This is a genomic window from Methylophilus sp. Leaf416 (assembly GCF_001424665.1).
Classification (GTDB): Bacteria; Pseudomonadota; Gammaproteobacteria; order Burkholderiales; family Methylophilaceae; genus Methylophilus.
Map to the genome: position 1 here is coordinate 43,518 of NZ_LMQS01000004.1, position 21,662 is coordinate 65,179.

The following is a 21,662-nucleotide window of genomic DNA, read 5'->3' on the forward strand; positions in this document are numbered from 1 at the left end:
CTATTGAATAATTACCGATTCACCGGAATATGAAGAGCAAGCCAATGGCTGTGCATTGATGTGAGACTTTTTGTAACCAGAATAGAATCAAAACATGGACTTCAAAATACTTTCTGCTTTTTATTTGGTACCTTTATTCATCTCCGCAATTGGGTCTTTGATTGAATTCCGCAACTGTGAATTCGATACCCTTAAACACGCATTGGGTAAAGCATTCTTTCTGGCATTCCGCAGCATGGTACCGGTGATCAATATCTTTTCTGCCATTCTGTACCTGGTTACTTGCGGGACCTACACCTGGAAAAAAACCGCTTTTGAAAAAAAGTAATCGCTATCTGATATTGATTTCCGTGACTCGCGGGTATTTCTTTAAAGCATCTCAGCTTCAGTAATATCCTGGGCAGAATTGCCAGCATTATGAATTACCCACCGCTCAAACAATTCCATCGCTAGCGGCCGTGTAAAATAGTAACCTTGGAACATCTGGCAACCGAGTTTTTTTAACACGCGTAACTGTGCTTCCGTTTCCACCCCTTCGGCTAATACTTCCAGCTGCAAACTGTGCCCTAATGAAATAACCGCATTGACGATGCTTTCGTAATCACTGTCATTGAGCATGTCACGCACGAACGATTGATCAATTTTTAGCTGGTCAAACGGCAAGCGTTTCAGATAAGACAACGATGAGTAACCGGTACCGAAATCATCCAGGGAGAAACATACGCCCACTTCGCGCAAGGCGGTCATTTTAGCAATAATGTCTTCCACATTGTCTACCAGCATGCTTTCCGTTAACTCAAGTTTTAGCCTGCCCGGCTGGATACCGGTCTCGACCACCATGCGTTGCACTTGTTGCACAAAGTTTGGCTGCAAATACTGTTTCGGGCTGACATTCACCGACAGCACCAATGAACTTAATTGTTCATGGGCAGACCACTCCAGCAATATCTGGCAGGCTTTTTGTAATACCCAATGACCGATCTCAACGATTTGCCCCGAGCTTTCAGCCATGGTCACAAACTGGTTAGGCATAATCAGGCCGCGTTCAGGATGCTGCCATCTGATCAGTGCCTCGGCACCGACAATAGCGTGCTGCTGGTTATATTGCGGCTGGAAATGCAGCAGGAACTGTTGCTCTTCGATCGCAATATGTAAATCGGCTTCCATGGCAACGCGATGCAGTAATTCGGTTTCCATCAGCGTGTCAAAGAACTGGTAACCATTCCTGCCTGCTTCCTTGGCTTTATACATGGCCATATCCGCCCGCCGCAAAAGCTCTTCAGACTGGCTGGGCTCATCACAATCAAATAATGCAACGCCTATGCTAGGCGAAGTGTAATGCTGGTAGTGATTTAAATTAAAAGGTTGCTCAAACGCTGAGACAATTTTTTCACAGACTATTCTGGCCTGTTTTTCCGCCTGGAGCGGGTCACGGTGCAAGCTATCCAGCACCACAACGAATTCATCACCCCCGAGCCGGCTGACAGTATCCAGGCGACGTACCGAGCCTTTGATCCGCTTGGCTACTTCCACCAGCAAGGCATCACCGACCTCGTGTCCATGCGTATCGTTAAGTGTTTTAAAATTATCAATATCGATAAATAGTAGCGCACCCCCGGTTTTTTTGCGCACGGCTTTGCGCAGATGGGCAACCAGTTTATCCTGTAGCAGCAAACGGTTAGGCAGGCCGGTCATGGTGTCGTAATAGGCCAGCTGGCGAATTTGCGCATCTGCCTGTTTGCGCTCAGTGACATCACGTAATACCAGTACCCAATGCGTATGTCGCCCGCCACGGTCATGCAGGGGCAACGCATCCATCTCTAGCGAAACACTTTCGCCTTCAGCATTGCTAGTGACAACTTCAGCTGTAATCGGTGACATCTGCTGGAAAGCCTGTTTGATATTTTCAAGTTCACGCTTGGGTGTGGCCGCATTAAAAATATCAAATGGAGAACTACCGCTTAAATGCTCAAGTGAAGATCCGGTAATTCTGGTGAACGCTTCGTTCAGGAACACAATTTTTTGTTGCATGGGCGCCTGCACCGGCGCCTCTGTAATCATCACGATGTCATTGAGCCGGGAGATTCCGCTACGCAATAGATTGAGCTGTTCATCCGACTGCTCGCGTTCAATCGCCAGGCCGAGAATTTGCGCATAGCTTTCGACAAAATCAATTTCTACATCCGTCGGGGTATGCGGGTGCCGCCGGTATACTGCCAACACACCTAATGCATGCCAGCTACGCGACAATATCGGTGCGCTCCAGCAGGCCTGCAAGCCAAAGGTTTCAGCCAGCACCTGATTCTCATCCCCAAACGGATAACTATGTATTTCTTTGGCAATCACCCGGCTTTGAGTAAGGGTCTTGATTTGGCTGGCCGGCAGGGAGATACCATCCATCACCTGGGTATAGGGTAAGGGCAGTTTTGATAAGGCAGCATGGCGTAAATGGCCTTCCTTATCCAATAACAATATGGCACAACAAGCACCCTGAAATTGCAGCTCTATCAGTTGCGCCGCGGTATTGAGGATCTCGTGCAAGGACACATCCGCCAGCATCATGGCCTGGATTCTGTTTTGCCCTTGTTTGATGGCTTCCAGTTGCTTCTGATCGGTAATATCCTGTAACGAGCCTTGCAGTTTTACAATGTTGCCGGCTTCATCCCGCACCGGCTGGCCCATGGCCCGCACCCAGAAACGGCGACCTGTAGCGGTTATTTTTTCCAGTTCCAGGTCATAAGAAATACCTTCTTCTATGCATTTCTTCAGTGCACTTTGCATTAATGGCTGATATTCAGGCACAAACATATTCACGCCCTCTTCCACCGTGGGCGAGTAGCCGGGGTGCATTTCATGCAAGGCAGCCACTTCGTCAGACCACTGCAAGGCGCCCGTCTTGATATCGACCATCCAGCCGCCGATTTTCGCAACACTGCCAGCCACTTTAAGCAAATATTCCGCCTGGGTTCGACGGTCAATTTCATTCTGTAATGCCTGGGTCCGGTTGACCACTTGCCGCCGGATTTGCAGATTCCATAAAAAGGTGACGCCAAGTATCAGTAACAGGATGGAAACGCCGCGCGCCAGCCATACTATGTAAGGGCGTTTGACCCGCATATCCCCCTGATATACAAAACCTTTAAGGTCGATATAGGGAGGCACCAATCCATAATCTGCCAGGGTCTGCGCAATGGCATACCAGCGCTCTTCGTTCATATGTCCCCATGGCACCACTTCAGTGAGCACGTAGGGATGCATCATGTTGGCTTCGCGTAATAACGCTTGTTCGTTGATACCCCGTTTTACAACACCCGGCATGCCTGCAATATGCTTTGCCATTTCTTCTTGGTGGCTCAGGGCATATAACCAGCCTTTTTTGGTTGCCCGCAAGAAAGCATCCACACGTTCAGGATGCGTGTTCAACTCGCGCTCACTGGTAAACAGCACATCACCATAAAAATCAACGCCATAAGACTGGTTGGTGATAATCGCGGGCGAATAGCCCATTTGTTTTAACTGTTCCGGCTCATCCATGGCATACGCAGAAATCACATCCACTTTGCCTTCGATTAAATCCTGCAGGCGCCAGGTGTGCGGCACCATGGTCATCTGCTTGATATCCAGGTGCTGTTTTAGCAACATGGCTTTGAATTGGAACACGCCCTGATCATCCGTAGACATCATGATACGTTTGCCAACCAGGTCTTTAGGATGTTGAATATTACTTTGCTGCAAACTGAGCAACACGCCTGGGGAATGCTGGAAGATAGCCGCCAATGCCACCAGCGGTTTACCTGAAATACGTGCCACCAACACCTCGGCATCGCCGATACTGTAATCGGCTTGTCCAGACAGAACCTGCTGTACTGGCGGGCGGTCTTTACTGCCTTCAATGATGTTGACGTTCAGGCCTTCGTCACGATAGTAGCCTTGTTCCTGTGCCGCATAGTAACCAGCGAACTGAAACTGGTGCCGCCACTTAAGTTGCAGTGTGATGTCTTCAAGTGCGCTCGATACGGCACAATTAGCGAGCGCGACAATAGCCACCAGCCATCTGAATAAATAGAAGGTTGAATTGCGTTCCATGAGGATTTAGAAAAACAATATCACTGCAATGTAATCGGGCATTTTGCCGGTAATTAAGTCCAGCCTGATTTATACCTTAAGTACCGGCAATCACATTGGATAAACAGACAGCGATTTATGGCGGATTCGATGCATTTGATGCCATCGGGCCACAGTGAGTGACTTGGGAGCGCGTTCTCCCACAGCCAGTTAGATGAGTAAGCGGCTTAGTGTTGCGGTGGTTTTAGCATGGCGGACAATACCAGCATGAGGGCTGAAACAACAACCAGTAACTGATAGCCACCGACAAAATCACCATTCTTATCGTGCAGTAAACCCATGATGAAAGGTCCGCTGGCGGCAATTAAATACCCTACTGTCAGCACGAAAGCATTCCAGCGATTTGCCGCATCGGGCGTGTGGGTATGATCAAGCGGCAATGTCATGGCCAATGTAAATGCGCCACCAAGCCCAAAAGCAGTGACAGGTACCCATAACCAGGGCCATGCGCCAGGCGTTGCCATTCCGGCGAGGCCTATCGTGGCAACAAGGCTGCAGGCTGCTAACCAGCTACGCCGGTCCAGATTTCTGCTAAACATGCCAGTGATCGGGCTCGCCAACATGAAGCAAAAGGTGAAACTGGCAAGTACGGCTCCCGCTTCACCGGCTGGCATGCCACTTTCCTGGTACATAGCAGCTGTCCAGGTGAGGATAGAATAAAACAGGAAGTTTACGCAGGCAAAAAACAGTGCAATCAACCAGGCAACAGGCGTGCGGAACGGCAAGCGCGTATCCGTTGCGCGCAACTTGCTGCTCACAATCGTTGTTTGCGTAGTAACGGATTTGCGTATCACGCACCACCAGGCAATCATGGCAATGACTCCCAGCACAGCCCATACGCCGACCGCCATCCGCCAGCCGGTAGACTGTAACAGCCAGCCAGTCAGCCCGGCAGACAAGGTACTGCCTAGTGATAATGCCGTCGCATATATCCCCATGATTAAAGCTGCACGGGAGGCGAAACTGGCTTTCACGATGCCCGCGAACATAGCACCTGCCACCGCGATACCTGCGCCAACACCCACCGTTGCACCTATTAACAAGCTGCTATTGCCTGCGAAAGCACGGATGAATATTGAGAGACTGAGCAGGCCCAAAGCGGTCATCAGCACTTTATTCACCCCGAACTTGCGCACCAGCCAAGGGGTTGGCAATGCCAGTGCTCCCATCAGGACATCGGGGATTGCCGTCATCATTGAGGCCATGGCATGGCTTAAGCAGAATGATTCAATGATTGCGGGCAGTGCAGGCCCCATGGACACAATGCCAGGCCGCAACCCAATAGCCACCAGCACAATCGCCAGCACCAGCCACCATTCGCCATGTGAAAACCACACCTGCTTACCCGTCCCGTTGTTCATGCCTGTTCCCCATATGACTGAGCTAATAATATAGAGATAAGTCAGTAGTTACAAAATACGCCATTTGTCTGATATGGCAATAAAGTGATTCCGATGAGAGGAGGCTTGCTTGACCAGAAAATGACAAGGAGTCGTGTAAAATGCACAAGGCAAGATGTCAATGCCTGCCTTTAATGAATGTCGTATGGAGAACCCTGTTGAAACTGGCCACCTGGAATGTTAATTCGCTGACTGTACGACTGCCACATGTATTGGACTGGCTGGTCGCTAATCAACCGGATGCGCTCTGCCTGCAGGAAACCAAACAGGAAGACAGCAAGTTTCCCTATGCCGCTTTGCAAGAGGCTGGTTTCAATGCCATTCACAACGGGCAAAGAACCTACAATGGTGTGGCGATTATCAGCCCGCATGCGATCAACGAAGTGCATGTTGACCTGCCAAATTTTGCCGACGAGCAAAAACGCATTATTGCAGCGACCATACAAGGCGTCAGGATCATTTGCGCTTATGTGGTGAATGGCCAGGCATTGGATTCAGACAAGTTTCAATACAAATTGAACTGGTTGAATGCATTACATGATTGGGTAACTGATGAGTTAAAGCAGCATGAAAAGCTGGCTTTGCTGGGGGATTACAATATCGCGCCCGATGACCGCGACTGCCACGACCCGGTCGCCTGGGAAGGCCAGGTGCTGGTCAGCCCGCAAGAGCGTGAGGCCTACCAAAAGCTGTTGGCACTAGGCTTAACAGACAGTTTCCGCTTGTTTACTGATGAAGCCGGACATTACAGCTGGTGGGATTACCGGATGGCAGCATTCCGCCGAGATATGGGCTTGCGCATTGACCATATCCTGGTCAGCGACGCGCTGAAATCATTGTGCCAAAGTTGCCTGATAGACAAACTGCCACGCAAACTTGAGCGACCAAGTGATCATACACCAGTGGTGCTAACGCTTGCTGATGCTTAAAAGTTAACTGCTGATCATAAAAATTAAACGCTGGGCATGACGAATTTAATGCCCTGTAATACTTCCAGAATACTGGCTTTCAGGCGTTTATTCAGCTCTCCCTCGATCACCTGCATTTGCGCACTGACCATGCCTTGCACTTTGTCTTGCAACTCGGTTTCAACTGAAGATAATTCGGTATTGAATTTTTGTTTAAATTCGCTAGTTTGCTGTTCGGTGAATTCGTCAAAGGCGGTTTGCAGGGTCTGCTTGTATTCTTCCACCAGCCTGGCTTCCATCGCTTCCTGACCGGTCGTCAGCGTGTCCTTGCTGCTTTCCTGCAACTGGTGGATATGATCCGCCATGGTCTTTTCAAGCTGCTCCTGCATCTGCTGTACCTTGGTCGCGATTTGCGCTTGCTGATCTTCAATCAGTTGCGCCAGCTTCTCTTCCAGCTTTTGCTTGCCTGCGTTCTCGGCAACTTCACGTATGGTTTGCTCAGTGGTTGCGAGCAACTGTTGCTGCACTTCTGTTAACCTGGCAACCTCAGCTTCCACTGATTGCAGATGTTGCTTACCGACATTGCCCATGGCTTCGCGGAAAGCCTGCTCCACGGACTGGATGCTTTCCCCGACCTGCGCTTGCACCTGCCTGGATAGTCCTTGCTGAATGGATTCAGCATATTCGGCTAATGCCTGCTGCTCGACCACGGTTCGCTCAAAAGCACGTTGCCCGAGCTGACTAGTCACTATATTGGTAATTTCAGGTAGCAGCGCCTGTTTGATCTGGGCGACAAGTTCATCCATATCCAGCGCCGCTGGAGCGGTTTTTTGTACCACCTTGGTTAATACCGGAATTTCTGAGATATCCACACGACCTCCCTGGCACAGGCGCTTACTGCGTCTGCATTTTCATATGCTGAATTTCGTAACCGCGGTCGCGATAAAACGCGTAGCGTTGGCGACCGGCTGTTTTGTCATCTTCGGCCGACCCGATCAGCTCGAATAAATGCCGGAAACGACTGAAAAACTTTGGCAATGCTTTCTGGCAGTTGAACAACATGTCATCCTGACGAATATGTTCCGGTAACCAGGCCAGCAACACCGGCGTTAAGCTTGCCTGTGGCGCCTCTGCTAGCACATTTGGGATAAACGCAGATTGCTGCCACAAACTGTGACTTAACTGTTCCGCCGCTTCTGGTGATTCCAGGTAAATAGTCACCTGCCGTTGACGCGCGACAGCCTGTTCGACCAAATGCAGAATCAAACTGGACCTATCAGGAATATCGGTATAAAAGCGCACCCGGGTCATAGCGTTTCTATCTTTAACCCTATCAGGCCTTTTCAGTTGCCTGCTGTAACAAGTAAGTCACCAGCAATGGCACCGGACGGCCGGTAGCGCCTTTTTCCTTGCCGGATTTCCAGGCTGTACCAGCAATGTCCAGGTGTGCCCAGTCATATTTCTTGGCGAAACGAGACAGGAAACAAGCCGCTGTGATACTACCACCGGCACGGCCACCGATATTGCCCATATCGGCAAAATTGCTGTCCAGCTGGCCCTGGTATTCGTCCCATAACGGCATCTGCCAGGCACGGTCTTGCGCTTTTTCACCGGCATCAAGCAGTTTTCTGGCCAGCGCATCATTATTGGCAAACAAACCGCTAGGGTGATGACCCAATGCAATGACGCAGGCACCAGTCAATGTCGCAATATCAATCACGGCAGAAGGTTCAAATCGCTCGGCATATGTCAGCGCATCACACAGAATCAGGCGCCCTTCCGCATCGGTATTCAATACTTCAATGGTCAGGCCAGACATACTGGTCAGCACATCGCCGGGTTTGGTTGCGCGACCACTAGGCATATTTTCACAGGTCGGAATCAAGCCAATCACATTTAATGGCAGATCAAGTTCACCAATCGCTTTAAACACACCCAGCACACTGGCTGCGCCGCACATGTCGTACTTCATTTCATCCATATCGGCACCGGGTTTGAGCGAAATGCCGCCGGTATCAAAAGTGATGCCTTTACCAACCAGCACCACCGGTTTTTGCGTTTTCTTGCCTTTTAAATGTTGGAGCACAATAAATCGAGGTGGCTCGTCACTGCCACGTGTGACGCCGAGGAATGAACCCATTTTGAGTTTTTCAATCTCGGCTTCTTCCAGCACCTCCACTTTGAAACCATAATCTTTGGCTAACTTCTCAGCCTGCTTGCCGAGATAAGTCGGCGTACAAATATTCGGTGGCAGGTTACCAAGGTCTTTAGCCAGGGCCACACCATTACCCACGCTCTGGCCTTGTTTCACGCCGGCTTCAGCGTCTTCAACATCGGATTTTCCGACCAGTAACGTAATCTGCTTGAGCGGCTTTGGCTCAACTTTTTTTTCTTTGATCGCATTTACCTGGTAACTGGACTCCCACGCGATTTCTGCCAGTGCAGCCGCTTTTGACTGAGTATCTGATTTCTTGATCGCCAAACCGGCAAAATCTGTCGCCACGCTCTCAACGCCAGCTGGCAAACCTTTAATCGCAGCGCGGAAAGCATTACGCAAGGTTCTCAGGCTGAACTCTTCTGACTTACCCAAGCCAACGAGCAACACCCGGCTCGCGGCAATGCCGGATAATTGGCGTAGTAACAAAGTGCTGCCGGACTTGCCTTCAATATCACCGGATTTCAGCGCATGTGTGATCGCTTTGTCACTTGCTTCATCCAAAGATTTGCCCAGATCACTCAGCTTGCGGCCTTCATAAACGCCAACCAGCAAACAATCGGTACGCAATTTTTCCGGGCTAGTGCTTTTTATGCTAAATTCCATCTTTATCCTTTTATGTTCGAGTGCCTGTGACTTGAGAGATGATTGTATTATCTAGTGTTTTATGCTGATTTCAAAGCGGTGCATTTAAATTGAAAATATTCAAACGTGCATTGTCCGCAGAGTTGATGTCCTCATCTTCTGCCATTTTCCTGATTATTCTGGGTATCGTGGTCGCACAGCGCGCCGGTAATATCGTGCGCCAGGTTTCCAAAGGGATTCTGCCTAACGACGCCATAGGCACCATTCTCACCTTCAGCCTGGTGAAACTAATGCCTATGATGCTGTCCCTGGCTATTTTCCTGGCCGTATTGCTGACTTTGACGCGCTGGCACCGAGATTCGGAAATGGTGATCTGGATGAATGCAGGGCTTAGCCTGCGTCAGTGGGTAGTGCCCATCCTGCGCTTTATCTTCCCTATCGTACTGATTATCAGCTTGCTCAGCTTGTTTGTGATGCCATGGGCAACCGAGAAAGCGGACGGCTACCGTGAACAATTGAAAAAAAGGGATGAACTCTCTTCCATTAGCCCCGGCGCATTCAAGGAATCGAACAACGGCGAGCGTATCTATTTCATTGAGAGTTTCGACAAACTTGGCTACGAAGTCAAAAATATCTTCGTCCAGTCACGCCAGCATGGCAAGACCGGCATTATTACCGCCAACCGCGGTAGTCGTTACAAAGCTAAAAACGGCGATAATTTCCTGGTCCTGCAACATGGCCGGCGCTACGAAGTGATTCCCAATACACTGGACGTTTCGACCACTGAGTTTGAGCGTTACGATATCCGCATCGAAACCAAGGAAACCACGCCCCAGGAGGGAACAGCGCAGGCCAAGACCACGCTTGGCCTGATGAGCGATGCTTCACTCTCTGACCAGGCAGAGCTGCATTGGCGATTCGCGATTCCTATATCCACCATTGTCATGGTGCTACTGGCGATACCGCTAAGCTTTGTAGATCCGCGAGCCGGCCGGTCGCTGAATATCATGTTCGCTATCCTGATTTTTATTATCTACAACAACGTGTTGAGTATTTTCCAGGCGTGGATCACGCAAGGTAAAATTTCGGCATGGGTAGGTTTATGGCCGGTGCACATCTGTTTTGTATTACTGGGCTGGTATTTATACCATAGACGAAAACATCTTAAACCATTGATTCCAGACCTGTTCAAGCGTCGCACCAAGGCTGCATAACCCATGAGCCTGTCTATCCTCAATCGTTATTTTTGGCGAGAAATCAGCTTTAACATCATGCTGGTGCTGTTTGGCCTGCTTGCCATGTTCTCATTTTTTGACCTGCTGCAAGAGCTGGATAGCCTGGGACGCGGTCATTATGGCATCAACAGCATGCTGACGTTTGTCGGGCTCAGTATTCCCGGGCATATCTATGAAGTAGCGCCAGTCGCTGTGCTGCTAGGTATTGTGTATACACTAGGCGCAATGGCCGGCAACTCCGAGCTAATCGTCATGCGTACCAGCGGCATTTCACTCAAGGTGATTGCCAAAATATTGTTAAGCATAGGCCTGGTATTTGCCATCGTCACCTTTATGATTGGTGAAATCATTGCGCCTTTGAGTGAAAAAATGGCGCAGCGGATCCGCATCCAGGCTACCGACTCAGTAGTGGCTCAAGACTTCCAGTCCGGGCTTTGGATTAAAGATGGCAGTAGTTTTGTGAATGTGAACACGGTACTACCGGATAGCAGCCTGGTTAATATTGATATCTATGACTTTGATCCACAGTTCCGCCTGCGCAGTATAAGCCATGCCGAAAAAGGACATTTTGCCGATGACCACTGGAAGTTACTCAACGTTACGCAAACCATCTTTAATAATGAGCGCGCCGTGCAAAACAACTCGGTGACCTCAAAGTTTGTAAAACAGGCGCAGTGGGAATCGCTGATCAGGCCAGAACTGCTGAATGTCTTGCTGGTGTTACCGGAAAAAATGTCGGCCTGGAACCTGTATAGCTTTATTCAGCACTTGCACCGCAATGGCCAGAAAAGTACCCGTTACCAGGTCGCTTTATGGTCCAAGCTGATCTATCCGCTAGCTTGCCTGGTGATGGTAGTGCTAGCCTTGCCGTTTGGATTTTTGCAGCAACGGGCGGGGGGTATCAGTGCCAAGATATTTTCCGGGATATTACTCGGCGTGGTCTACCAGATTATGAACCGGGTATTTGTGCACCTTGGCGTACTCAATGACTGGTCACCGCTATTTAGTGCCATCGGCCCGACGCTGCTGTTTCTATTTGCAGGCCTGGGTATGCTGCATTATGTTGAAAAGCGCTAGGTTGAAAGACATTAGCGGACTCAAACAGCTATAGCCTGACAACACGCGAACCAAGCAAGCGGTCATGCAAAAACTGCTGTTCGCGATCCAGGATAGCCCACCACAAGGTTAATCCAGCCGGTAACAATAATATGCTGGCAACCACATACCGCATCACTGCCTTCTGCCATGCTAATAATTGCCCTTGCTGATTAACCACTTTCAGTTTCCACGTCTGGCTGGCCAATGTTTGCCCGCTCACCGTCCAGCAGCGGACAAAGTAAGCACCCATGCTTCCCCACACCAGCAGCTGCAATCCCAATCTTTTCCAACCTTGGCTGGCATCGCCAAACAACATGTAATAAATCGCGGTGAGGACCAGCGCTAGCGCCACCATTAAAAGCGATTCATAGACCACTGCCAGATAACGCTTAATCAAGAGTCTCATACTTACCTTCTATAACAAAAACCCCGCAAATGCGGGGCTTGGCAGGGGCAAACCGGATAACTTCAACTCCAGTTCTGTCTATCCCAGCTTACTTTTGATCCCAGCTATCTTCCCACATGCAGTGTTTGATCTTGTGACGGTTGGCAATGATTTCGTCAATGCTTGGTTCGTCGTTCAAGGCACGTTTCAATGCCAGCTTGATCGCTTCGTAGTTGTTTTTGTACAAGTCAGCCTTGTCCAGGTTAGCTTCTTTGGCACAGCCCGGATCGATCCACAATAAAGCAACGATGCACAGGTCATTTACCAGTTCTTTAGGGATAATGCCTTCGATAACCGCATCAGTAATACCATCAGCCACACCCGCTTGCACCACGCCACCGAACAATTCAATGTTCAGTGAGTCTTTCAAAGTGACTTTAGGCACCATCATCGTCGCAGGGCGTACCATCTGGTTAATATCACGCACAGCAAACATGGCGGTATGGCCTTTGGTTTGCGCCATCATGTTGGCAAACGCAGTCCCAACCGGGCCATCAACGGCACCAATCACGATTTCCGGCATGGCCGCAGTTACATCTTTACCTTCGGAAAATACAGTGGCTTCACCGGCTTTTAATACGATCTTTGACATGAGAATTCCTTTTTATGTCTGGAAGTGATAGAAAAACTTAAACCGCAATTATACCAGCTCAAGCTGCATATCGACATGCATGATATTCGCATCCAGATAGGGCTCACTGCAGACCACAAAGCCTGCACGCTCATAAAATTTCACCGCCTGTGTTTGCGCTGACAGGCGGGCATATAACGCTTGCAGATGCCGGCATTCCTGGATGGCCTGTAGCAATAATGCCTCGCCTATGCCTTGCCCTCTCCATTCCGGTAACACCGCCATCCGCCCGATATGTCCATCTTCCAGTACTCTGGCACAGGCGGCCGGTTTCCCGTCCACCATGACTAAAAAATGCATGGCGGTCGCATCTGATGCATCCCATTCCAGCGCCACCGGCACTTGCTGTTCGTCAATAAACACACGTTTACGGATCATGCGGCATTCGGGCCATAATGCATGTCGCGTATCAAAACGATGAATGATTAATTGAGTGCGTTGTACCGACACATTTCCGCTCCGGATGAAAGTTTGCAATTGTGATAAGCCACAGGCATTATAGGCGCTTTATAAAAACAGGATTTGAGGAAAAGAAATGTTGTGTCCATTACAAACTGCTGCCGCCAGGATTTTGCTAGCGCTGGTGTTCTTTGGCATTGTGATTTTGAAGTTGATTGCCATTACCTCTGCCCCTGATGGCTATCTGCAATATCAATTTATGCTGGGCCAATTGGGTTTGCCGGCTATATTTGCGCCATTGCTGATTTTTATCCAGCTCGCATTTGGCCTAGCCTTGCTGGTCGGCTTTAAAACGAAAATCAGTGCCAGAGTACTGGGTGTGTTAGCGGCTTTTATGGCCATTGTGTTGAGCCAGGCTTCGCTGGATGCATTTTTTGCCTACATGGGGATTGCCGGTGGCATGTGGTTGCTGAGTCTTTATCCGCAGACCGGGTACAGCCTGGATAACCGCCAGAAATAATATTTCTGGATGATGGAAAAAGCCGGGAACCCCGGCTTTTTTTATTTATTTCAACCTTGTGATTAACCTTTTATCCGGATACCCAGTTGCTTGAGTTTACGGTACAAATGTGTGCGTTCCAGGCCGGAAATATCAGACAGACGACTCATGTTGTTTTTAACCAGCCGCATATGGTATTGAAAGTAAAAACGCTCAAACTCGTCTCTTGCTTCGCGTAATGGCTGGTCGAGATTCAGAGGCATATGCTGTTCAGCGGATTCTGCAATCTGGCCCTGAAAATCTTTCAACACGCGCTGTACATCTTCCTGTGTAATGCTGTCACCCAGGCTGGTCATCAGCAGGTTCTGTACGACCGATTCCAGCTCATCCAGGTCACCCGGCCAGTCTGCGTTGCGCAGTGCATTTAATGCCGCGACATCAAACGATTTGTAATCGATCTTGCTGGCTTCTACCATCAAGGTAGCCATGGCATTGGCCAGGTCAGGAATATCTTCTTTATGCTCGTCCAGGCACGGCACTTTCACCGCTGCACCGGCTAGCGTCTGCAACAGGGATTGTTCCAGCATGGCTTTTTCAATCAGTTGCGGCAAGCCGAACTCGCTGCCACAGATGACTCGCACGCCATATTTTTCTGACTTGGCAATCAGCAAACTCAAACCTTTTTGCTCGGTTTTGCCCAGGCGTGTCACTTCATCGACGAAAACCACGCCTTCGCGCGCCTGCTCCAGGATTTCCATCGGTGCCGAGACCAGTTTGTCATACTCGGTGAGTGAGACCCAAGGCGTGTTTGGTGGACGCAGGAATTTGGCACACAGCGGCACGCTGCCACCTTTTTTGCCGATCAGGAATAAAGTGTTTTTATGGCGGGCGAGTTGTTCCAAGCGTTGCTTGAGCTCCTGGATGACGGCGCTTTTGCCAAAGCTGGAAAGGTTGATTTCTGTATGTGCCAAATGCTCGGTGTGCTTGATGGCGGCACCCACTGTTTTAAGCAACTTTTGAAGCGCAATCGGCTTTTCAAGGAAATCGAACGCACCCAGGCGGGTAGCTTCAATCGCTGTATCAATAGTGCCGTGGCCGGACATCATAATGACCGGCATCGTCAACAACCCTGCATTCGCCCACTCCTTGAGCAGGCTGATACCATCGCAATCCGGCATCCAGATATCCAGCAATACCAGGTCCGGTCGCTGCTTGAGTCTTTCTTCGCGTGCCAATTGGGCATTTTCTGCCAGGCGGACTTGATGACCTTCGTCGCGCAAGATGTCGCTCAACAACTCGCGAATGCCGACTTCGTCATCAACCACCAATATATTCCGTGATGCCATGTCCGTACTTCCTTACACGATGCGCTCTACGCGCCGACGCTGTTGTTGTTTATCTACGGGCAGGTGTATGGTCACGCTGGCGCCCCCCTGTGGCAGATTATCTATACGTATCTGTCCACGTTGTTCTTCTATCATTTTCTTCACAATGGCCAAACCAAGGCCAGTGCCGTGCGATTTGGTGGTGACATAGGGTTCAAACACCCTAGCCATCACATCGGTCGGGAAACCACCGCCATTGTCTGTCAGCGATAATTTTACACGCTCACCGTCGCAATCCGTGAGGATGACCACTTGCGGATGCTCCACCTGGCTCATCGCATCCTGTGCATTTTGCAGCAAATTATGCAAAATCTGCCGCATCATGGTGGCATCAGCCTGCACCTCAGGTAACTGTTGATGCAATACCAACTCCAGCTTAACCGTCGATCCATTGTACAAGCGGCTGACATCCCGGATCAAAGCATTTAAATCCAGTTTAACCAATAACGCTGCCGGTGTCCTTGCATATTCACTAAATTCATTGACCATGTTTTTCATGGCCTGCACCTGATTCACGATAGTATCGGTCGATTTCAGCAGCATCTCGGCATCTTTACTATCCAGCTTATCATGCAGTTTAAACTGCAGGCGCTCAGCAGAAAGCTGTATCGGCGTCAGCGGATTCTTGATCTCATGCGCCAGCCTTCTGGCCACCTCTGCCCAGGCTGCGTCACGCTGAGCCTGCGCCATCACCGTCACATCATCAAACACCACCACCAGTCCATGCCCGGCACCTTCCGGCAAACGTGTGACACGCAACATCAGAATCTGTTTGCCGTGCACATGCTCAATATCGATCTGGCTGGTCATATGCCGCTCATGATGATCCAGCTGTAAAGTCTCATCATAATGGCGCATGACGATTTCTACAAATGGGCTTAAATACAGATTTTCGTTAGCGATTTCGGTAAATACTTTATTTTTGAAACCGACTAACGAAATGCCCAGAATACTGGTCGCGGCCAGATTGTAGACGCGTAACTCAGCCCGCTCATTAATGGTCATCACACCAGAGCTCAAGTGCGACAGGATTGCTTCAAGGTAGGCGCGTGCAGATTCCACATGCTGTCGGCTTTGTTCAGAAGCGATTTTCGCTTCCTGCAACTGTCGCGTCATGCTGTTAAAAGACTTCACCAGCACACTCAGCTCATCTTTGCCGAATGAAGGCAGTTGCTGCGAAAAGTCGCCGCTGGCAATCAGCCGTGTGCCTTCTGCAAGCACTGTCAGCGGTTGCGCCATGCGCCGGCTCAACGCAAACGCGATAATCAGCGCCCCTAGCATCGAGAGCAGAAGAATCATGGTCAGCGTCAGCATGAAAATATCTTTCAGTGACTGACGGCTATAGGACAAAGTCTGGTACTCGCGGTAAACATCCTGCACCGCTTCCGCAGTGTTAGACAGCGCTTTTGGCACCGGCTGCATCAGTTGCAGAATCCGCACTTCCCCGATAATACCTAACGGCTCCACTGGCACCAGCACTCGCATGTATAAGCCTTTCCCCGGAATAGGCTCGATCTTGCCATACACGCCGCTTCTGGCCTGGCGTAACTGCGGTACTGAAGGCAGTTCTGGCAAGAAACTGCTGGGGTCAGCACTACTCACAGCCAGAATGGCGCCTTGTGGTGTGAGTAAAGCAGCATCCTGAATGCCTGCTTTTTCACGTAAATCATTCAGTTGCGCATAATTAGACTTGGCAGCTTGCAGAGATAAGGAGACTGTCATGCCCTGCGCTTTATCTTTAAGCTCGGACAGCATGATATCCAGTGCCCGCTGACCAAGATTCAAGCCACCATCCAAGGCAGACTCAACTTTAACGTTGAACCACGACTCAATTGAGCGGCTGAGAAAATTCACTGAAACCAGGTAGACAATCATGCCGGGAATCAAGGCCATCAGCGCAAAAGTGACCAACAACCTGAAATTGAGTTTACTACCAACCTGTTTGGTTTTTGTGGTGCGGTAGAGGTGGCGTAACTGGTAGCCAATCACGCCCAGCAACAAGAGCGCCAGACCGGCATTGATGTAGAGCAGGATGATGTAATAGTCGCCGCTGATGGCCGTGTTGGCACTGGCTAGGGACAACAGGTACAGCAGACCCGCCGCCAGCGAAATCGACAAAATCAGTACATAACGCATAACTTAGCGCAAGGTCTCCTTCACCCACCAGCTAAAGGTAGGCGTAACCAGTTCCCAATCACTCTCGCCAATCGCATCCACCTGCAAGGCTTTTGGCAATTTGCTGGTATCCAGATGCATTTTCAAGGCTGCATGATAAGACTGGTTTTTTTCAAGCGTGGCATGCGGTGCCAAACGCCAATCGTGAATAATGGATAACTCTTGTTTGGCATCAATCAGCGTATCAAATACTTTTTGCTGCTGCGGATAATTGAGGATGTATTGCTTGGTCAGCGCGTGGTAATTCAAGGTGACCTGGCGACGTTCGGTGACCACCTCATCATCAAACCAGTATTTAAGCGGTTTAACGATCTGGAACTCGTACAAAAAGGTTAGGGTGACGCCCTTGCTCAGCGCCTCTTCCAGCGCACGGCCCAGCTGGATATCCATTTCGGCATCCAGCGTCCATAAATCGTCGCGCAATACCAGTTCTGCCACTTTAATATGTGCATGATTACCGCCAGCCAGTACTGACCAGGCAGTGAGCAGCATGCAGACTAGCAATAGCCAGGATTTAATACTTTTGTAACAACGCATAAAATAATCCGTCATGGGCAGCCACCGGCAATAATTGCCCGGGTGCTGCATGCTCGCACGGCAGGATGGAGGCATCAAAGGCCACTGGCAGCCGGATTGCATCATCATGGGAAGTTAAAAATTGCTGAATTTGCATTTCGTTTTCTTGTTGAAACACCGAACATGTCACATAAAGCAATTTACCGCCTTTTGACAGCATTTGCCACAAATTAGATAAAATTTGCTGCTGTGTGTGTGCAAAAGTCGCCAAATCCTGAGGTCTGCGCAACCATTTCATATCTACATGCCGGCGCACGATGCCGGAAGCACTGCACGGGACATCTGCCAGGATACGGTCAAACGGTTGCCCGTCAAACCAGTCAGTGCTGGCTGCATCGCCGGTAATGACTTTAGCCTGCAAATCCAGTCGCTGCAGATTTTCATTCACACGCTTGAGGCGTTCGTCTTCCACATCCAGCGACACTAAGTCCACATCGCAAAACTCAATAATATGGCAAGTTTTACCGCCCGGGGCACTGCAAGCATCCAGCACCCGCATGCCTGGGCCGACATCCAGCAAAGGCGCTGCCCATTGCGCGCCCGCGTCTTGCACACTGACCCAACCCAGGTCAAATCCGGGTAGCTTATGCACAGGTAGCGGCTGATGCAGCTGAATGGCCGTACTGCCTAAATGGGTGACTGAAATTTGTGACTCTTGCAAAGCCTGCAAATAATCTTCTACACTGATTTTTCGCACATTGACGCGCAATGTCATGGGTGGATGCTCATTACCGACTGCGAGCATGGCTTGCCAGTGATCAGGGTATTGCTGTTTGATGAGGTCTATCCACCATTGGGGATAGTTCCAGGTGACCTCTTCTTTTTGCGTGACTACCCGTTGCAATGCTTCACGTTGCCGCAAGAAGTTTCGCAACACGGCATTCACTAAACTTTTGGCCCAGCGCTGACCGGTTTTACTTGCCGCTTCCACTGCCTGGTTCACCACCGTAAAATCATCGTCTTTGCCATGCAATAACTGCGAAAGCGCTATCAGCAATAAAGCTTCAACCCGTGTGTCAGAAACGGGCTTGGGGGTGAGCTTCGCCAGATAGGCGGCTGATTCCGCATAAAAGCGCAAAGTCAGATAGCTGTAATCCTGCGCAGCAGCCTGCTGTTGTGGCGTAGCAGCTTTGACTTTGCGCAATGCTTTTGGCATCGAGACAGTCAGGTTATGGCCAGCCAATACTTCGGCAACGGCATGGGCGGCTATTAGCTGGGCAACTTGCACGGAATAAACTCGGAGTAAAAACGCTATTTTACTTGATGCAGCTTCTTTCACAGTGAAAACAATGTAAGTAATCAAATATGTACGCAGGCCAATAAAAAAGGCTTTCCTGAGGAAAGCCTTTTAACAACAGCTTTACTTTTATTTTAGTACTGGTTAGCCAGCGACATTAAACGGCGAACACGCTCTTCTGTTTTGGGATGGGTACTGAACAAACCGGAAAAGTCAGCCCCTGATAACGGGTTAATAATCATCATCTGACCGGTTTCAGGGTGTTGCTCAGCAGTCATGTTAGGAATTTTGTGCGCATAATTATGGATTTTCTCCAATGCGCTCGCCAGGGCTTTCGGATCACGACTGATATCCGCACCCATACGGTCAGCTTCATATTCACGCGAGCGTGATATTGCCATCTGGATCAAACTCGCGGCCAGCGGCGCCATGATAATCATCAAAATACCCAGCATAGGGTTAGGTCTTTCTTCACCTTCCCTATGACCACCACCAAACAGCATACCGAATTGGGCAATCGCTGAAATCGCACCAGCCACGGTGGCTGACATGGTAGAAATCAGGGTATCGCGGTTTTTTACGTGCGCCAGTTCATGCGCCATCACGCCACGCAATTCGCGTTCGCTAAGGATCTGCATAATGCCGGTGGTGGCAGCCACTGCCGCATTTTCCGGGTTACGCCCGGTAGCAAATGCATTTGGCTGGCTTTCGTTAATGACAAATACACGTGGCATCGGCAATTGCGCGCGTTCCGCCAGTTCTTTGACCATGTTGTAATAGTTATTGAACTGGTTGTTTCCGTAATTGTTCTCGGCGTTGATTTCTACGGCACCATACATTTTGAGCACAGCCTGGTCGCTGAACCAATAAGCATAAAAATTCATGCCGCCTGCCAGCAACAGAGCCATCAGCATACCGCTTTGGCCACCAAAAGCACCGCCCACAGCCACAAACAGGGCTGTAATCGCTGCCATCAGCACAAAGGTTTTAGTCCAATTACCTAACATTCCAAAATTCCTTCATTCCATGATTACTCTTCACCAACATGGGGTCGCTAACGGTTTTTTCAATGCTAATGATGTCTTATGAAATCACCGTGACATCCGTACATTTTGTATGGATTCATCATACAGAGACACTTATAAAAACCTGTCACCTATATGCACGTGCTGCCCCTGCACGAACTGCTGTGCAGCCTGGCGTTTGCCACCCGGCATTTGCAGTTCATGTATCTCCAACGCTCCATCTCCACAGGCAACTATTAAAGGCTGAACCTGTAAAATGGTGCCTGGCGGTTGCGTTAAATCAAGCTCGGCTGCATGTTGGGCAACTTGCGCAAACCAGAGTTTGCATACCTGCTCTTTGAATTTGGCCGTGGCGACCGGAAAAGGATTGAACGCCCGCACCTGCCTAGAAAGCTGAATGGCAGATTGTGTCCAGTCAATAGCGGATTCAGATTTTTCAAGTTTGTGCGCATAAGTCACCAGCGATTCATCTTGCTCTTCTGAAGGCAGTTGGCCGGTGGTTTGCAGCGTATGCATTGCCTCTATCATCAGGCGCGCGCCTTCACGGCTGATGGCATCATGCAAAGTCTGTGTGGTGTCTTGCTCAGTGATCGGCACGGCCCATTTACTGACCATATTGCCTGCATCCAGCTTGGGCACTACTTCCATAATAGTGACACCGGTTTCGTTATCGCCTGCCAGAATAGCACGATGGATAGGTGCCGCCCCGCGCCAGCGTGGCAGCAGTGACCCATGAATGTTATAACAGCCACGCTTGGGAATATTGAGGACAGCAGTGGGGATAATCAGGCCATAAGCCGCCACGATCAACACATCGGCATGGGTTGCGGCGATTTCATCCTGCACCTCTGAAGGTTTCAGATTTTCCGGCTGGAATACAGTCAACCCATGTTGTAAAGCCAGCTGCTTGACCGGGCTGGCCTTAAGTTGCATGCCGCGCCCTGAAGGACGATCCGGCTGGGTGAGCACCATGACAATATCATGCCCGGCGTCAATGAGTCCCTGCAAGGCAGGCACGGAAAATTCCGGAGTCCCGGCATAAATAATTCGCATGGTTTAAGCTCGTGACTTAATAGCTGTTGCGCTCAATCTCACGCGCATGCTTGATCATTTTGCTGCGAATTCGATTGCGTTTCAGGGGAGAGAGATATTCCACAAACACCTTGCCCTTCAGGTGATCCATTTCGTGCTGTATACATACACTCAGCAAACCATCCGCATCCAGTTTAAAGGTCTTGCCTTGCGCATCTTCCGCTTCCACGGTAATGAATTCCGCGCGGGTAACACTTTCATAAATGCCCGGCACTGACAGGCAACCTTCTTCATAATCCTGATGGCCGGATTCAGCAATAATCCTCGGGTTGACCAGCACCAGCAGATCATTTTTTTCCTTGCTCAGGTCAATCACGATCAACTGGATATGCTGGTCAACCTGCGTGGCAGCCAAACCGATGCCAGGCGCGTCATACATTGTTTCGGCCATATCTGCGACCAGCTTCTGCAAAGCATGATCAAATACCTTTACCGGCTTGGCAACCGTGTGCAAGCGGGGATCAGGATATTGCAAAATAGGGAGGAGTGCCATGCTCTATAAATCTTTCAATCCAAAGTGTTTACGAAACGTTTTAAGGGTCTGTGTTAGCGAGTGGTCAAACTACAGTGACCTTGCACTTCACCGCTATACACTTATTTTGGCGTTTCTTAAATGAATACAAGGCAAAACG

Annotated in this window: 20 protein-coding genes; 5 read left to right on the top strand and 15 right to left on the bottom strand. The window is 49.8% G+C overall.

What is annotated here, in order from left to right:
• Nucleotides 1-94 precede the first annotated feature (94 nt).
• Nucleotides 95-328: a hypothetical protein gene (locus ASG34_RS10080; RefSeq protein ID WP_055830135.1), complete on the top strand. Its 234-nt coding sequence runs from the start codon at nucleotides 95-97 to the stop codon at nucleotides 326-328.
• A 41-nt stretch (nucleotides 329-369) separates the two neighbouring features.
• Here ASG34_RS10080 and ASG34_RS10085 read toward each other — a convergent pair whose 3' ends face one another.
• Nucleotides 370-4,086, bottom strand: a complete 3,717-nt coding sequence (locus tag ASG34_RS10085) for an EAL domain-containing protein (RefSeq protein ID WP_055830137.1) — start codon at nucleotides 4,084-4,086, stop codon at nucleotides 370-372.
• A gap of 206 nt (nucleotides 4,087-4,292) precedes the next feature.
• Nucleotides 4,293-5,486, bottom strand: coding sequence for an MFS transporter (locus ASG34_RS10090; RefSeq protein ID WP_235559767.1), 1,194 nt, complete (start codon nucleotides 5,484-5,486; stop codon nucleotides 4,293-4,295).
• Between the two features lie 197 nt (nucleotides 5,487-5,683).
• Between ASG34_RS10090 and xth the strand changes: the two genes are divergently transcribed.
• Nucleotides 5,684-6,454 (top strand): exodeoxyribonuclease III, encoded by a 771-nt coding sequence (gene xth / locus ASG34_RS10095; RefSeq protein WP_055830872.1) that lies wholly within the window; start codon nucleotides 5,684-5,686, stop codon nucleotides 6,452-6,454.
• 23 nt (nucleotides 6,455-6,477) lie between these two features.
• Here xth and ASG34_RS10100 read toward each other — a convergent pair whose 3' ends face one another.
• Genes ASG34_RS10100 through ASG34_RS10110 form a run of 3 tightly spaced genes read right to left on the bottom strand, consistent with a single transcriptional unit; the run spans nucleotide 6,478 to nucleotide 9,254 of the window.
• Nucleotides 6,478-7,305, bottom strand: a complete 828-nt coding sequence (locus ASG34_RS10100) for a hypothetical protein (RefSeq protein WP_055830139.1) — start codon at nucleotides 7,303-7,305, stop codon at nucleotides 6,478-6,480.
• 22 nt (nucleotides 7,306-7,327) lie between these two features.
• On the bottom strand, nucleotides 7,328-7,744 hold the full coding sequence (locus ASG34_RS10105; RefSeq protein ID WP_055830141.1) for a DNA polymerase III subunit chi: 417 nt from the start codon (nucleotides 7,742-7,744) through the stop codon (nucleotides 7,328-7,330).
• Nucleotides 7,745-7,766: 22 nt separating this feature from the next.
• Complete coding sequence (locus ASG34_RS10110) at nucleotides 7,767-9,254, bottom strand: leucyl aminopeptidase (RefSeq protein ID WP_055830142.1); 1,488 nt, start codon at nucleotides 9,252-9,254, stop codon at nucleotides 7,767-7,769.
• 89 nt (nucleotides 9,255-9,343) lie between these two features.
• Between ASG34_RS10110 and lptF the strand changes: the two genes are divergently transcribed.
• Both lptF and lptG read left to right on the top strand, forming a co-directional pair.
• Entirely contained in the window at nucleotides 9,344-10,447 is a 1,104-nt protein-coding gene (gene lptF, locus ASG34_RS10115; protein ID WP_055830145.1) for an LPS export ABC transporter permease LptF, read from the top strand.
• A 3-nt stretch (nucleotides 10,448-10,450) separates the two neighbouring features.
• Nucleotides 10,451-11,545 carry an LPS export ABC transporter permease LptG gene (lptG, locus tag ASG34_RS10120; RefSeq protein ID WP_055830147.1) on the top strand — a complete coding sequence of 365 codons (1,095 nt, stop codon included), beginning with the start codon at nucleotides 10,451-10,453 and terminating at the stop codon, nucleotides 11,543-11,545.
• A 28-nt stretch (nucleotides 11,546-11,573) separates the two neighbouring features.
• Here lptG and ASG34_RS10125 read toward each other — a convergent pair whose 3' ends face one another.
• From ASG34_RS10125 to ASG34_RS10135, 3 genes are all read right to left on the bottom strand, one after another.
• Entirely contained in the window at nucleotides 11,574-11,972 is a 399-nt protein-coding gene (locus tag ASG34_RS10125; RefSeq protein ID WP_055830148.1) for an RDD family protein, read from the bottom strand.
• 88 nt (nucleotides 11,973-12,060) lie between these two features.
• On the bottom strand, nucleotides 12,061-12,603 hold the full coding sequence (fae, locus tag ASG34_RS10130; RefSeq protein WP_055830150.1) for a formaldehyde-activating enzyme: 543 nt from the start codon (nucleotides 12,601-12,603) through the stop codon (nucleotides 12,061-12,063).
• A gap of 48 nt (nucleotides 12,604-12,651) precedes the next feature.
• Nucleotides 12,652-13,092, bottom strand: coding sequence for a GNAT family N-acetyltransferase (locus ASG34_RS10135; protein WP_055830153.1), 441 nt, complete (start codon nucleotides 13,090-13,092; stop codon nucleotides 12,652-12,654).
• Nucleotides 13,093-13,177: 85 nt separating this feature from the next.
• On the opposite strand from ASG34_RS10135, the gene ASG34_RS10140 reads away from it, so the two are divergent.
• A complete protein-coding gene (locus ASG34_RS10140; RefSeq protein WP_229008015.1) occupies nucleotides 13,178-13,561 on the top strand; it encodes a DoxX family membrane protein in 384 nt (127 codons plus the stop codon).
• A 62-nt stretch (nucleotides 13,562-13,623) separates the two neighbouring features.
• Here the strand turns inward: ASG34_RS10140 and ASG34_RS10145 are convergent, their stop codons facing one another.
• From ASG34_RS10145 to def, 7 genes are all read right to left on the bottom strand, one after another.
• Nucleotides 13,624-14,886, bottom strand: a complete 1,263-nt coding sequence (locus tag ASG34_RS10145) for a sigma-54-dependent transcriptional regulator (protein WP_055830155.1) — start codon at nucleotides 14,884-14,886, stop codon at nucleotides 13,624-13,626.
• A gap of 12 nt (nucleotides 14,887-14,898) precedes the next feature.
• Nucleotides 14,899-17,061: a sensor histidine kinase gene (locus ASG34_RS10150; protein ID WP_055830157.1), complete on the bottom strand. Its 2,163-nt coding sequence runs from the start codon at nucleotides 17,059-17,061 to the stop codon at nucleotides 14,899-14,901.
• A 3-nt stretch (nucleotides 17,062-17,064) separates the two neighbouring features.
• On the bottom strand, nucleotides 17,065-17,637 hold the full coding sequence (locus tag ASG34_RS10155) for a DUF4390 domain-containing protein (RefSeq protein WP_055830875.1): 573 nt from the start codon (nucleotides 17,635-17,637) through the stop codon (nucleotides 17,065-17,067).
• Complete coding sequence (gene rsmB, locus ASG34_RS10160; protein ID WP_055830877.1) at nucleotides 17,615-18,904, bottom strand: 16S rRNA (cytosine(967)-C(5))-methyltransferase RsmB; 1,290 nt, start codon at nucleotides 18,902-18,904, stop codon at nucleotides 17,615-17,617. The genes ASG34_RS10155 and rsmB overlap by 23 nt, the downstream gene beginning before the upstream one ends.
• Before the next feature lie 143 nt (nucleotides 18,905-19,047).
• Nucleotides 19,048-19,920 carry a zinc metalloprotease HtpX gene (gene htpX / locus ASG34_RS10165; protein ID WP_055830163.1) on the bottom strand — a complete coding sequence of 291 codons (873 nt, stop codon included), beginning with the start codon at nucleotides 19,918-19,920 and terminating at the stop codon, nucleotides 19,048-19,050.
• A 132-nt stretch (nucleotides 19,921-20,052) separates the two neighbouring features.
• The gene (fmt, locus tag ASG34_RS10170; RefSeq protein WP_055830164.1) at nucleotides 20,053-20,991 is read right to left on the bottom strand and encodes a methionyl-tRNA formyltransferase; all 939 of its coding nucleotides are present in this window, start codon (nucleotides 20,989-20,991) and stop codon (nucleotides 20,053-20,055) included.
• A gap of 16 nt (nucleotides 20,992-21,007) precedes the next feature.
• Nucleotides 21,008-21,523 (bottom strand): peptide deformylase, encoded by a 516-nt coding sequence (gene def / locus ASG34_RS10175; protein WP_055830166.1) that lies wholly within the window; start codon nucleotides 21,521-21,523, stop codon nucleotides 21,008-21,010.
• Between the last annotated feature and the right edge of the window lie 139 nt (nucleotides 21,524-21,662).

Excerpts from the sequence above, each read along its gene's own strand:
- htpX (WP_055830163.1), bottom strand. The coding sequence starts at position 19,920 with ATGTTAGGTAATTGGACTAAAACCTTTGTGCTGATGGCAGCGATTACA.
- fae (WP_055830150.1), bottom strand. The coding sequence starts at position 12,603 with ATGTCAAAGATCGTATTAAAAGCCGGTGAAGCCACTGTATTTTCCGAA.
- ASG34_RS10105 (WP_055830141.1), bottom strand. The coding sequence starts at position 7,744 with ATGACCCGGGTGCGCTTTTATACCGATATTCCTGATAGGTCCAGTTTG.
- fmt (WP_055830164.1), bottom strand. The coding sequence starts at position 20,991 with ATGCGAATTATTTATGCCGGGACTCCGGAATTTTCCGTGCCTGCCTTG.
- ASG34_RS10110 (WP_055830142.1), bottom strand. The coding sequence starts at position 9,254 with ATGGAATTTAGCATAAAAAGCACTAGCCCGGAAAAATTGCGTACCGAT.
- ASG34_RS10090 (WP_235559767.1), bottom strand. The coding sequence starts at position 5,486 with ATGAACAACGGGACGGGTAAGCAGGTGTGGTTTTCACATGGCGAATGG.
- ASG34_RS10140 (WP_229008015.1), top strand. The coding sequence starts at position 13,178 with ATGTTGTGTCCATTACAAACTGCTGCCGCCAGGATTTTGCTAGCGCTG.
- ASG34_RS10085 (WP_055830137.1), bottom strand. The coding sequence starts at position 4,086 with ATGGAACGCAATTCAACCTTCTATTTATTCAGATGGCTGGTGGCTATT.
- ASG34_RS10080 (WP_055830135.1), top strand. The coding sequence starts at position 95 with ATGGACTTCAAAATACTTTCTGCTTTTTATTTGGTACCTTTATTCATC.
- ASG34_RS10155 (WP_055830875.1), bottom strand. The coding sequence starts at position 17,637 with ATGCGTTGTTACAAAAGTATTAAATCCTGGCTATTGCTAGTCTGCATG.
- def (WP_055830166.1), bottom strand. The coding sequence starts at position 21,523 with ATGGCACTCCTCCCTATTTTGCAATATCCTGATCCCCGCTTGCACACG.
- ASG34_RS10150 (WP_055830157.1), bottom strand. The coding sequence starts at position 17,061 with ATGCGTTATGTACTGATTTTGTCGATTTCGCTGGCGGCGGGTCTGCTG.
- lptG (WP_055830147.1), top strand. The coding sequence starts at position 10,451 with ATGAGCCTGTCTATCCTCAATCGTTATTTTTGGCGAGAAATCAGCTTT.
- ASG34_RS10125 (WP_055830148.1), bottom strand. The coding sequence starts at position 11,972 with ATGAGACTCTTGATTAAGCGTTATCTGGCAGTGGTCTATGAATCGCTT.
- ASG34_RS10145 (WP_055830155.1), bottom strand. The coding sequence starts at position 14,886 with ATGGCATCACGGAATATATTGGTGGTTGATGACGAAGTCGGCATTCGC.